This window comes from Providencia rettgeri (assembly GCF_001874625.1).
In the GTDB taxonomy this organism is placed as follows: domain Bacteria; phylum Pseudomonadota; class Gammaproteobacteria; order Enterobacterales; family Enterobacteriaceae; genus Providencia; species Providencia huashanensis.
This window is the reverse complement of record NZ_CP017671.1, coordinates 468,406-481,567: the sequence shown is the minus strand read 5'-3', so window position 1 is coordinate 481,567 and position 13,162 is coordinate 468,406. Positions and strand designations below refer to the sequence as shown.

General features: G+C 39.1%; 8 protein-coding genes and 1 pseudogene. 3 read left to right on the top strand and 6 right to left on the bottom strand.

The window, feature by feature from the left end:
• Nucleotides 1-57: 57 nt before the first annotated feature.
• Both RB151_RS02160 and metH read right to left on the bottom strand, forming a co-directional pair.
• A complete protein-coding gene (locus RB151_RS02160; RefSeq protein ID WP_173424840.1) occupies nucleotides 58-648 on the bottom strand; it encodes a hypothetical protein in 591 nt (196 codons plus the stop codon).
• A 67-nt stretch (nucleotides 649-715) separates the two neighbouring features.
• Nucleotides 716-4,399, bottom strand: a complete 3,684-nt coding sequence (metH, locus tag RB151_RS02155) for a methionine synthase (protein WP_071547643.1) — start codon at nucleotides 4,397-4,399, stop codon at nucleotides 716-718.
• A gap of 202 nt (nucleotides 4,400-4,601) precedes the next feature.
• On the opposite strand from metH, the pseudogene iclR reads away from it, so the two are divergent.
• Nucleotides 4,602-5,431: pseudogene (gene iclR, locus RB151_RS02150) on the top strand (glyoxylate bypass operon transcriptional repressor IclR).
• Nucleotides 5,432-5,520: 89 nt separating this feature from the next.
• Here iclR and RB151_RS02145 read toward each other — a convergent pair.
• From RB151_RS02145 to RB151_RS02135, 3 genes are all read right to left on the bottom strand, one after another.
• Nucleotides 5,521-6,378: an N-acetylmuramoyl-L-alanine amidase gene (locus tag RB151_RS02145; RefSeq protein ID WP_042848535.1), complete on the bottom strand. Its 858-nt coding sequence runs from the start codon at nucleotides 6,376-6,378 to the stop codon at nucleotides 5,521-5,523.
• 566 nt (nucleotides 6,379-6,944) lie between these two features.
• A complete protein-coding gene (locus RB151_RS02140) occupies nucleotides 6,945-7,208 on the bottom strand; it encodes a helix-turn-helix domain-containing protein (RefSeq protein WP_173424841.1) in 264 nt (87 codons plus the stop codon).
• A gap of 448 nt (nucleotides 7,209-7,656) precedes the next feature.
• Complete coding sequence (locus tag RB151_RS02135) at nucleotides 7,657-8,478, bottom strand: N-acetylmuramoyl-L-alanine amidase-like domain-containing protein (RefSeq protein WP_225833151.1); 822 nt, start codon at nucleotides 8,476-8,478, stop codon at nucleotides 7,657-7,659.
• A gap of 291 nt (nucleotides 8,479-8,769) precedes the next feature.
• Between RB151_RS02135 and edd the strand changes: the two genes are divergently transcribed.
• Both edd and RB151_RS02125 read left to right on the top strand, forming a co-directional pair.
• A complete protein-coding gene (edd, locus tag RB151_RS02130) occupies nucleotides 8,770-10,620 on the top strand; it encodes a phosphogluconate dehydratase (RefSeq protein WP_048608838.1) in 1,851 nt (616 codons plus the stop codon).
• Between the two features lie 27 nt (nucleotides 10,621-10,647).
• Nucleotides 10,648-11,289, top strand: coding sequence for a bifunctional 4-hydroxy-2-oxoglutarate aldolase/2-dehydro-3-deoxy-phosphogluconate aldolase (locus RB151_RS02125; protein ID WP_071547641.1), 642 nt, complete (start codon nucleotides 10,648-10,650; stop codon nucleotides 11,287-11,289).
• Nucleotides 11,290-11,383: 94 nt separating this feature from the next.
• Here the strand turns inward: RB151_RS02125 and aceK are convergent, their stop codons facing one another.
• On the bottom strand, nucleotides 11,384-13,126 hold the full coding sequence (aceK, locus tag RB151_RS02120) for a bifunctional isocitrate dehydrogenase kinase/phosphatase (protein ID WP_042848538.1): 1,743 nt from the start codon (nucleotides 13,124-13,126) through the stop codon (nucleotides 11,384-11,386).
• Nucleotides 13,127-13,162 lie beyond the last annotated feature (36 nt).

Below are 13,162 nucleotides of genomic sequence, written 5' to 3'. Positions count from 1 at the left end.
TGTTCATTCATCGCTAAAACGGCCACTACCTAAACCAAAGATTAACCTATCAAAGGCTTAATTAACGCGGTAACCACCATGTTTACTGGCAAATAAATTGAATTTACCCCACTCAATCAGTAAATGTTCCAGTTTTTGGTGACTAATTTTGCATAACTCAGAAATTTGCGACACAACAAAGTGGTTTTCACTCACTAATTCCGGGGCGAAAACTTCAGCTATCCATTCACATTCTTTAGTCGTGACCAACCAACCATCATTGGTAGAAAATTTATGGACTGGGATCATGCCTTCTTTACTACTTTCTTGCGATAACAGTTTGTTTTCATCTAGTTGTGCTTGATGAAATGCAGCTATTTCGTCTTGTGAAGGCACTGGTTCTACGGCTAAACGCTCTTCCAGAAATAAATAAATCTCTTCTGCACGCGCCGGTGTTAACTCGCTTTTTAGCCAAATTTGGTTAAAACAGTGCTCATCAAGGGACTCATCCGTATCGAGTTTGTCCATAATTTGTAAGATACTCATCATCGCACTGACCGCATCTTCGCTCATGAGAAATGTTTCAGGCGCCGCACTGTTTTGGATCTGATAAGGAAATGCCACTGAATGCGGCAGTTCATTTTCAATAATAAATTCATAGCTCATCATTAGACCCCTTTAATGTCTTTCCCCATAAGATGGTGCCGAACACCTGAAAAATCAATACACTGTTTTATTAATCTTCTGGATCATAGCCTAAATTAGGTGCTAACCAACGCTCAAGTTCCGTCACCGACAGCCCCTTACGTTTTGAATAATCTTCAATTTGGTCTTTCTGTAATTGAGCCACTGCAAAATATTTGCTATCTGGATGACTAAAATACCAACCTGATACAGATGCCCCAGGCCACATCGCATATGAACTAGTGAGTTTCATTCCCACTTGGTTTTCAACATCTAATAGCTGCCAAATCTTCTCTTTTTCTGTGTGCTCAGGGCAAGCTGGATAGCCCGGTGCAGGCCGAATACCTTGGTAATTTTCACGGATCAACTCGTCATTACTTAAATTTTCATCTTTCGCATAACCCCAATACTGCATACGAACCTGTTGATGTAAAAATTCAGCAAATGCCTCTGCAAGCCTATCCGCCAGCGCTTTAACCATAATTTTATTATAATCATCATGCTGTTTTTCGTATTCATCCGCCAGCACATCCTCTTCTAAACCACCAGTAACAGCAAATGCACCGATATAATCGGCTTTACCACTGTCTTTAGGTGCCACAAAATCAGATAAACAATAATTCGGGAAATCCGTCTTTAAGGTTTGCTGACGTAGGTTCAAACTCACTGCTTGCACATGATGGCGTGTTTCGTCTGTATAGATTTCAACATCGTCACCAACACAGTTCGCGGGGAATAAGCCAAAAATACCTTTTGGTGTCAGTAAACGTTCTTTTTCGAGCTTATCTAACATCGCGTTAGCATCATTCAATAATTTACGTGCTTCTGACCCCACGACTTCGTCGTCTAAGATACGTGGGTACTTCCCAGCGAGCGACCACGTCATAAAAAATGGCGTCCAGTCAATATATTCACGTAAGGTTGTTATTGATGCATTAACCTCTTGAATACCCAAAAATTTCGGCACCGGCGGCTGATAATTAGACCAATCAATTTTCACCTTATTGGCTCGGGCAATATCAAGAGTGACTGGTGGTGTTTTTGGTCGTCTACGCCCATGTTGTAAACGTACCGTGTCATATTCACGGCGAGTACGCTCAACAAAATCTGCTTTTTGAGTATCAGACAATAACGCTGAAACCACACCAACAGTACGTGATGCATTTTGGACGTACGTGGTTGGTCCACTGTAGTTAGGTTCAATTTTCACTGCGGTATGTGCTTTCGACGTTGTTGCCCCCCCAATCAATAACGGCAACGTAAAGCCTTGTCTTTCCATCTCTTTTGCCACATGAACCATTTCATCAAGGGATGGCGTTATCAAGCCTGACAGGCCGATAATGTCGACATTTTGCTCACGTGCCGTTTTTAAAATTGTTTCGCATGGCACCATCACGCCTAAGTCGATGATTTCATAGTTATTACACTGAAGCACTACGCCAACAATATTTTTACCAATGTCGTGAACATCCCCTTTGACTGTTGCTAACAACACTTTACCAGCACTACTTCCCGATTGTTTAAGTTCTTGAATATACGGTTCTAAATACGCAACTGCTTGTTTCATCACCCGGGCAGATTTCACCACTTGTGGTAAAAACATTTTTCCTTCACCAAACAGATCCCCCACAACATTCATCCCGTTCATCAGCGGGCCTTCAATAACCTCGATGGGGCTTGATGCACGTTGGCGAGTTTCTTCTGTATCTTGAATGATAAATTCAGTGATCCCCTTAACAAGCGAATATTCAAGGCGTTTTTCTACGTCCCAACCTCGCCATTCCGCCTGTTGGATTTGCTGTTCTTGAGCACCAGCCCCGCGGTATTTTTCCGCTAATTCCAGTAACCGCTCAGTACTATCATTACGGCGATTTAATACCACATCTTCAACTGCATCTTTCAACTCAGCGGGTAGGTCGTCATAAATGGCTAATTGCCCTGCATTCACGATCCCCATATCCATTCCATTACGAATGGCGTAGTACAAGAAAACGGCGTGGATAGCTTCACGGACTGGGTCGTTCCCCCTGAAAGAGAAGGAAACATTCGATACCCCACCGGATATCATGGCATGTGGTAGTTGTTGTTTAATATCCTTACAAACATCAATAAAATCAACAGCATAATTATTATGCTCTTCAATCCCTGTCGCGACAGCAAAAATATTTGGGTCGAAAATGATATCTTCAGGGGGAAAGCCAACCTCTTCGGTCAACACCTGATAGGCGCGTCGGCAAATCTCAATTTTACGCTCACGTGTATCGGCTTGCCCTACCTCATCGAAGGCCATAACAACCACCGCAGCCCCGTATTTACGCAGCAGTTTGGCGTGTTCGACAAAGGTTTCAACCCCCTCTTTCATGGAGATAGAGTTAACAATTCCCTTACCTTGTATACACTTAAGCCCAGCTTCGATGACTTCCCATTTTGAAGAATCAATCATAATAGGAACACGAGCAATATCAGGTTCACCCGCGATTAAATTCAGAAAACGTACCATAGCAGCTTGGGAGTCCAGCATCCCCTCATCCATATTGATATCGATGATTTGAGCACCGCTTTCCACTTGTTGGCGCGCCACATCTAACGCTTCTAAATAGTTTTCCTCTTTAATCAGCCTTTTGAATTTTGCTGAACCCGTTACGTTCGTTCTTTCCCCAACATTTACAAACAGTGACTGTTTGCTGATATTCAATGGTTCTAAACCTGATAAACGACATTCAACAGGCAATTCAGGTAACTGACGCGGCATCACCCCTTTCACCGCTTCCGCCATTTTTTTAATATGTAATGGTGTTGTGCCACAACACCCACCGACGATATTTAAAAAACCTGCTGTTGCCCATTCATGAATTTGTTCAGCCATATTTTGTGCATCAAGGTCATACTCACCAAATGCATTTGGCAGGCCGGCATTTGGGTGAGCACTGACATAACACTCAGCAATTCTTGATAGCTCTGAAACATACTGACGAAGTTCATCAGGACCCAGTGCACAATTCAAACCAAATGAAAGTGGGGCCGCGTGACGCAATGAGTTATAAAATGCTTCTGTCGTTTGCCCCGATAAAGTACGCCCAGATGCATCAGTAATAGTGCCTGAAATCATAATAGGCAGCGAAACACCTAGCGCGTCTAATTCTGTTTCAACTGCAAAAATCGCCGCTTTAGCATTTAAGGTATCAAAAATAGTTTCGATCATAATTAGATCGACCCCACCTTTAACTAAAGATCGTGTAGATCCCCTGTAAGCTTCAACAAGTTGATCAAAAGTAACATTTCTATAAGCAGGGTCATTTACATCCGGAGAAATAGAAGCCGTACGATTGGTTGGGCCTAAAACACCCGCCACATAGCGAGGCTGCTCTGGCGTTTTTCGTGTCCATTCATCGGCACATTCGCGCGCAATACGTGCAGCAGTTTCATTAATTTCATCGGAAATGGCTTCCATTTTATAGTCAGCCATCGCAATAGGCGTGGAGTTAAAGGTGTTTGTCTCAACGATATCTGCACCTGCTGCAAAATATTGATGATGTATATCTCTAATAATCTCAGGCTGGGTTAGTACTAATAAGTCATTGTTACCTTTCACATCACAGGGCCAGTCAGCAAACCTATCCCCACGAAATTGTTCTTCCGACAACTTATGTTGTTGGATCATTGTTCCCATTGCACCATCTAATACCAATATACGTTTTTTTAATTCTTGTTCTAATTGATTAATTTTTTCGGACACTGCACTGCCCTCCTAAAATGGAACACTGAGAAATAAGTCAAATTTTTACTTATAACATCCTATCACAACTTTTAACTCGAAAATTCGCTGTTATGATGAGAGTTTTTCAGGTTGCATAAAATCGGTCTTTCAACTGATCCGATGAGTATTTTTAGGTGAGATAGTACATAATAGAAACAAAATTACCGTCAGGAGAGACTTAATGGCAACGGCACCAATTACTAAAAAGATAAAAAAGCAAAAGGGCCAGCAAGTGGAGCTACCGCTGCGGGGCAAGTTCAATCATTAAGTCGTGGGCTGACACTGTTGGAATACATTTCTGAATCCACCGGTGGCATTGCACTCACTGACCTTGCATTACAAGCTGGCTTACCAAATTCAACGACACATCGACTGTTGATGACATTAGAACAGCATGGTTTTGTGCGCCAAACGGGCGATCTTGGCTTATGGGTTATTGCATCTCATGCCTTTATTATTGGAAGTAGCTTTTTAGAAAGTCGTAATTTATTAGCGTTGGTTCACCCTATATTACGCCGTTTAATGGATGGGTCAGGGGAAACCGTCAATTTAGCTATCCTCGACCACTCGGAATATGATGCTGTTATTGTCGATCAAGTGCAATGCAACGCATTAATGAGGATGTCAGCACCTATTGGCGGGAAACTGCCTTTACACGCCTCTGGAGCCGGTAAGGCGTTTATTGCAAACTTACCCGAAGAAAAGCTAATCCCTCTTTTAAGCCGCAAAGGGTTACATGCCTATACTCCATACACGTTAACTAACCCATCAGCCTTAAAAGAAAACTTGCAACAAGCTAAAAAACAAGGGTTTTCCTATGATGATGAAGAGCATGCTTTAGGCTTAAGGTGCATTGGTGCCTGTATTTATGATGAACATAAAGAAGCCTTTGCTGCTATTTCTATTTCAGGGCCGTTATCACGTATTACAGATGACCGCATTACTGAATTAGGTGCGATGGTTATCAAGGCTGCAAAAGAAATTAGCCGTGAGTACGGCGCAAACCGTTAAATGACAAAAAGTGAAATGAGGCCCAAACCTCATTTCACTTTTATTATACTCATCAGCAATGTTAACCATTATGTAGCTTATATTTATAACTACTCCGTTTGCTCAAATAATTTGAAATTTTCCATATCTCGATATTTTTCAATTAAGGCTAACGCAATTGCCTCTGTTTCTGCATCGGCTAACCCTTCAATATCCCGCTGACGAAAGTGCAGCTGAAAGGCACGCAATGTCTTTTTGGTTTGGTCATCCAACTCGCCAGATAGAGGGATCGCCGAATAACCATAAAATTTCAGAGCCTTTTGAACACGTAACACATTAGCGGGTTCGTTAGCATTTCGCCCCGCTAAGTATTTACTAACTGTTTTAGCATCAGGCCATGCACCAATTCCTTGCTGAGCAAGACGCTGCCATGGAAATGCCCTACCTGGATCTTGTTTACGTAATGGTGCGATATCGCTATGACCGATAATATTTTCAGGCGGTATATTATACCGTTGCATAATATCTTGAACTAATGGAATCAATGCAACAATCTGCGATTCATTAAAAGGTACCCAAGTTTGGTTCCCAAGGCTATTTTCTTGAAGACCGGGATTTACTATCTCAATACCGATGGAAGTGTCATTCAAACCTTTTTGATGTTGCCAACGACTATAACCAGCATGCCAAGCTTTTAGCTGTTCGGGTACCAATTGTAATACAACTGGTTTACCGTATTTAAATTCAGGTTTACTGGGAATAAGATAGTGTGAACTCACATTCCCTTTTGTTAAAAGCTCTATCGAACGTGCATCATTAGAAACAGTGTAGTGTAAAATAATATATTGAATCCGTTCACTCGTATTTCTTGATGGGTAACGATTATCAAGGTAGTAGCCTTTATTAGATGCTGAAATCGAGCAACCAACAAGCAAAAACACAAATAATATCCCTATATATTTGAACATAAAACCATAACCTTAACTCATAATTAGTTAAGTTTTATTTAAGCATAATGTTATAGGGAACACTATTAAATAATGACATCTTAAAGAAAAAAAGTAGGAAAAAACGCAGGGTTCAAGATAAAAAGTAATAATATAAAATAAATAACAACTAGTTATGTATAATAATAAAGGTTACTTATAAATAAGAAATTTGATAAAATGCACATGAATATTCACGTTAAACCTTTTAAGCCCTTTACTGAAACTGAAAAGGTTTATTGAACAATAGCACTATATTTTATCTATAATAATCAGTTAGCTACAACCCCGTCCCTAACCATATATAAAATCATAAAAATTCAATTTAAAAATACAATTGATTATTTATATTTATAGAGTTTATTTTAAAATCAGTTTTTTCCTTTAAGTAATTACCACAATAAATAGTGCCAAAGGAGATTAGTCAAATTAATTGGTTATTTCCTATAAATTAAAATTATGATTCAAAGCATGTTTTTTAAGTTTAATACTTTTCTAATAATATAAAATAGTTATAAAAACTTACCAAAATAAAGATACTAACCCATCTAACTCTTTTTTTCATTCTCTACCTGTTTAGAAATAATTTTAGTTATTTCGTTAATATCAATATCGAGAAAAATGACAATTTCAATTAATTTATCTAAACTTAATTTATTAATTCCTAGTTCATAGCGTGATACTTGCTGCTGGCTCAAATGAATAACCGAACCTAATTCATTGCCTGATAACCCCTTGCTCACCCTAGCTTTTCGTAAATAATTTCCTAATAAAGCATAAATATTTTCCTTTTTAACTATATGCATATGCATACCATCTCCTAAATAAGAAAAAAAATTTTTAGCTAGTAATATTCATTATAAAATTAATCTTCATCATTTAAAATAGTTATGAACAATCAAATACATATTAATTGATAGGTAAACATGTTTTTTATATACAAAAAAATGAGACCTTTGTATTATTTATGTAGCAATGCATTGCTTTATAAAAAGTTTTTCACTTCTTAATTACATAATGTCTTTTGTTGGTTTTTCTTGATCAAATCGATAATTTAATATAATTTTACACTTTAAATGTCACTAGAAATAATTAGCAACCAATAAAAATGATTATGTTTTTCAATTCTTAGAATATTTTAATTTAAAATATATTTTATATTCGCAGCTAAACCATATAAAAACAAAGATTAACTCATATTTACACAATATAATTAGGTCAAAAGTTCATTTTTCAATTCAATAACCACCAATTAACAGATTAATAATCTATTTTTGACCTAAATACAATAATGCCTTCTTTTCCTTGTATGTAGTGCTGTAATTCAACATCACTAACTTTGAAATTTTCACGTAATGAAGAAGCATTCCTAAAAATTGTTTTGTTTCCTTTTTGTATTACAATACCAACGTGACTAACATCCAAGCCTCTATTCGTTGAGTAAACACCAATATAATCACCGGTCTTAAGCCTTGTAATCAAATCATTATCTATATATTTAGATGGAATATAGTTTATATCTCTATAGGTAATGGGCAACCCTAAAATATACGTCTTTCGATTACCTTTTAAATTAAGCTGCTTAGAAACGTTAACGGCATATGGGCTAATTTTAGCCGTAATGTCCTCTGCAACCGCGCTATCACCTTGTGCCCAATCCGAAAAAAAGTGGCGGCGGTTTTTGTATGTAATATCTTGATTAAAATAACGAATACTAGTCAGGTTCCTAAAAAATTGTGCACTATTTTCAGCCCCTTTAAATGCCTCAACGTACTCAATAAAGGTCATACAATCCATCGCTTCTAAATTAACGACTAAGTTTTCAGCAAAGAGTGGGCTCATATTTAACGTTTGTTTATCGTAGGGGGTATTTAAAAAATACTGAGTGAGCACATCAATTTTTTCTGCCGATGTTGAATGATATCGCTGCATTTCATTTTGTTGGTTGAATATACTGGTTAAAATTTTATGCGACCCCGATGTCAACACTACCTGAGCTTGGACATAATTAACCATTAGCAACATCAAGGTTGCAGTAACTAAGCGACGCATTCGCCCACTATTTGAATTTTTAGTATACACATTAACAATATTCCCAATTTACCTTAATTTTGCAGGCAACTGCTTCTATTTAATGACTATAGCATGAGTTTTAGTCCATTTCTTGTTCGATTTATTCCATAGTCAACCTTGATTAAGATCACATATAACTTCAAATATTCATTTTGAATATTGCAACTGTTCTATTTTCATTTAACAATGTTACCGGTAACATTTATTTTGTAACGTTATCTGGAATAGGTATAACGATAAGCACAACTTACATGACTTGCAGATTAATTGACTATAGGTCTGCATGATGGAGCAATTACCATGAGTTCTAATATCTCTGAAGTGACAAAATCTCCAGCACTCAATGAGGAACTTGAGCGCATTACACAGCGCATTATCTCTCGTTCTGCACAAGCTCGAGCAGCTTTCCTCAATAAAATTGAACGTGCTCGTAGTACAACTGTCCATCGAGCCTCGCTGGCTTGTGGTAACCTTGCTCATGGTTTTGCTGCCTGCCAAAATGATGAAAAGCAGATCCTTAAAAGTATGACGCGTTCTGATATTGCTATCATCAGCTCTTACAATGACATGCTTTCTGCTCATCGACCTTATGATAAATACCCTGAACAACTAAAAAAAGCGTTACTTGAATCGGGTTCTATTGGGCAAGTTGCAGCTGGTGTCCCTGCCATGTGTGATGGTGTAACTCAGGGGCAAGATGGGATGGAACTCTCTATGCTAAGTAGAGATGTCATCGCGATGTCTACAGCAATTGGTTTATCCCATAATATGTTTGATGGCGCTCTTTATTTGGGTATTTGCGATAAAATTGTTCCAGGCTTATTACTTGGAGCCCTCTCTTTTGGGCATTTACCTGCTATATTTGTCCCTGCTGGGCCGATGGCCACGGGCCTACCTAATAAAGAAAAAGTACGTATTCGCCAACTGTATGTGGAAGGAAAAGTCGATAGACTCGCGTTATTAGAAGCTGAAGCAGCATCATACCATGGTATTGGTACCTGCACATTCTATGGTACCGCTAATTCAAACCAAATGATGATGGAAGTCATGGGGTTACACTTACCAGGTGCATCGTTTGTCCCCCCTGATTCCCCATTACGCTATGCGCTAACAGATGCAACAGCACAGCAAATTACCCGGTTAACCGAGCAATCTGGCCATTATTTACCAATTGGTCGCCTCATTGATGAAAAAGTTATCGTCAATGGTATTGTTGCCTTACTAGCAACTGGCGGCTCTACCAATTTAACGATGCACCTTGTTGCCATCGCTAGAGCTGCCGGGGTCATTATCAACTGGGATGATTTTTCTGATATTTCTGCAATTGTACCGCTCATTTGCCGAATTTACCCTAATGGCCAAGCTGACATCAACCAATTTCAAGCCGCAGGTGGCGTCGCATTACTAGTCCACCAACTGCTGCAAAAAGGCTTGTTACACCAAGATGTTCATACTGTAGCAGGCTTTGGTTTAACGCGTTACACATTAGAGCCTTGGTTAAATAACGGGCAACTTGAATGGCGAGAAGGCCCCAAACATTCATTCAATACAGATGTTATTGCTGAAATTGACACGCCTTTTTCACCCCATGGAGGTACTAAATTACTCTCAGGTAATTTAGGCCGTGCTGTGATGAAAACGTCCGCGGTCCCCGAAGAAAATCAAATTATTGAAGCGCCTGCGGTAGTATTTAATAACCAAAATGATATCGCAAAACACTTTGAGTCAGGCAACCTTAATCGAGATTGTATCATCGTAGTTCGCTTCCAAGGCCCATCCGCTAACGGGATGCCTGAACTTCATAAATTAATGCCACCACTGGGAGTGCTTATCGATAAAGGTTATAAAGTTGCCTTAGTGACTGATGGCCGGCTATCAGGAGCATCAGGTAAAGTTCCATCCGCAATCCATGTCACTCCCGAAGCCTATAACGGTGGATTACTCGCAAAAGTAAAAGATGGCGATATCATTAGAGTAAATGCGTTAACTGGTGAATTACAATTACTTGTCGATGACACTGTATTAAACAAACGACAATCTTTCAAACCGGACTTAATCGCAGAACGTAGCGGTTGTGGCAGAGAACTTTTTGGCGCATTAAGAAGAAACTTGTCTGGCGCAGAAGAAGGTGCTTGTAGCATTGATTTTTAATCTATTGGTATTAAATAGGAATAAAAAATGAATAATTGGAACATAACCGCTGAAAGCGTGCTCAAACAAGGCCCTGTGGTCCCAGTCATTGTCATTAAAAAACTAGAACAAGCCGTCCCTCTCGCTAAAGCCTTGGTGAAAGGCGGCGTTAATGTACTTGAGGTCACATTACGTACCGAATGTGCAATTGAAGCAATTCGCCTGATTGCTCAAGAAGTCCCTGACGCCATTGTTGGGGCAGGGACTGTACTCAATGCGAAACAACTTGCTGATGTGACAAAAGCTGGCGCTAAATTTGCTATTAGCCCCGGTTTAACCGAAGAATTATTGAGTGCTGCAACCCAAGGAAATATCCCACTGATCCCCGGCATTTCAACGGTTTCAGAACTAATGCTGGGTATGAATTATGGTTTGAAAGCATTCAAGTTTTTCCCAGCAGAAGCGAATGGTGGCGTTAAAGCCTTAAAAGCCATTGTCGGCCCTTTCTCACACGTAAAGTTCTGCCCAACAGGGGGAATTTCACCAGAAAACTATCGTAGTTATTTAGAACTAGAGAGCGTTCTGTGTATTGGTGGCTCTTGGTTAGTGCCCGAAGAGGCTTTAACTACTGGCAACTACGAAAAAATAACCCAACTTGCCCAAGAAGCAGTATTGGGTGCAAAGCGTTAAAACAGCGAAATTCTATTTACCGTTGAGAACGATTCGATACTACTGACTGAGTCGTTCTCAATGTAGCTTTCTTTAACCCTATCAATTTTCTATCTCATGAATCATAAGCTATTTCATTAAACCTATGGCAAAAACGTAGCTCTTCTCGATATGCATAAACATCCTCGACATGACCTGCCAAAATTCGCTTTTGCAACTTTTGCCAGTAATCTGCCGAAAATAAATCGGCATGATAACGTCGCAGATAATCACCAATTTCTGCCGTTTGACAAATAAAAGAAACAAATTCTTCAGGAAAAACATCCTGTTCACCAATGCTATACCATGGCTCATTAGCGAGCTCTTGCTCAGGATATAATGCCACAGGAATTTTACGGAAATTAACTTCTGTCATATAACAAATTTCATCGTAGTCATAAAAAACAACCCGACCATGACGCGTAACACCAAAGTTTTTAAATAACATATCACCAGGGAAAATATTCGCCGCCGCCAACTGTTTAATTGCCAAGCCATACTCATTCAAAACACTTTTTAGCTGTTCCTCATTTGCGTTATCCATATAGATATTTAAAGGCACCATCTTTCTTTCCATGTACAAATGGCGGATCAACACTTGGTCTCCTAAATCTTCAATTTGTGAAGGAGCCTCGTTTAATAGCTCTGTCATCAATTCTTCACTAATAGCGCTTTTATCAATCACAAAATTTTCAAATTCTTGTGTATCTGCCATACGCCCAACTCTATCGTGTTCTTTGACAAGCCGATAACATTCCTGCACCCTTTCTTTCGTGACATCCTTTTGTGGGGCAAACTTATCTTTGATAATTTTGAAAACACGGTCAAAAGAAGGCGCTGTAAATACAAGCATCACCATTCCTTTAACACCTGGTGCAAGCGTAAATTGCTCACGGGCAAAATTAATATAAGCAAGATACTCACGGTAATACTCTGTTTTTCCATGTTTTTGACAACCAATCGCCATATATAATTCAGCAATGGATTTACTGGGCAAAATTTCCCGCAGCCAAAATACTAATGCCGCAGGGAAAGGTGCATACACCATAAAATAAGAGCGAGCAAAGCCAAACACAATACTCGCTTCATCAAATTCGGTGAGGCAGGTATCGATGTAAATTTGCTTATCATCATCATGATGAATGGGAAGTAAAAATGGATAGACTTCATCATCAATATAAATTTTACCAACTAACCAAGCAGCTTTGTTACGATAAAACAGTTCATTGGCAATATGAAAACAGACTTTTCGCTTTTCAAATCCTGAAAACCGTGAGTGCAATATATTGATAATACAATGAATATCAAACTCTAAATTTCGCCATTTTATTCTTAATGGTAACCCACTTAGAATCGAAAATAGTAACCCATACAGATTATCATCAACCTGATACTCCCAAGCCAATGGCCGAGGGGAAATAGAAAACCGCCTTACAGGCTGAGAAGTAAAAATGAATAAGTTATCTTGTGTAAGGTCTCGGTGTTGAAATAAACGGCAATAAACTGAATTAAAAAAACTTTCTGCTATCTCGAAGCGTGGGTAATCTGGCAACAACGTTTTATACACATTTTTTATTTCTGATAGTTTGTTTGGTGTTAAAGATTGAACTAACCCCATGAATTGTAGCTGGGCAACAACCAAACCAACATGGTGATCATAAAGTTGGATCCTTCTTTTCATTGCATGTTGGATAGCATGCCAATCCCCTTGCTCAAACCTTTCCTGAGCTCCTGAGGTTATCTCTAGAAAACGCCCATATTGCGCATCAAATCCTTGTAGAATGGTTTGGGCTATTATCTGTTCAGTCGTGAGTATCATACTCGCTCCTATTTGAACTAATTTAAAAAAAACAGG

Coding starts and splice junctions, on each gene's coding strand:
- RB151_RS02160 (WP_173424840.1), bottom strand. CDS start 648: ATGATGAGCTATGAATTTATTATTGAAAATGAACTGCCGCATTCAGTG.
- edd (WP_048608838.1), top strand. CDS start 8,770: ATGAGTTCTAATATCTCTGAAGTGACAAAATCTCCAGCACTCAATGAG.
- RB151_RS02125 (WP_071547641.1), top strand. CDS start 10,648: ATGAATAATTGGAACATAACCGCTGAAAGCGTGCTCAAACAAGGCCCT.
- aceK (WP_042848538.1), bottom strand. CDS start 13,126: ATGATACTCACGACTGAACAGATAATAGCCCAAACCATTCTACAAGGA.
- RB151_RS02145 (WP_042848535.1), bottom strand. CDS start 6,378: ATGTTCAAATATATAGGGATATTATTTGTGTTTTTGCTTGTTGGTTGC.
- RB151_RS02140 (WP_173424841.1), bottom strand. CDS start 7,208: ATGCATATGCATATAGTTAAAAAGGAAAATATTTATGCTTTATTAGGA.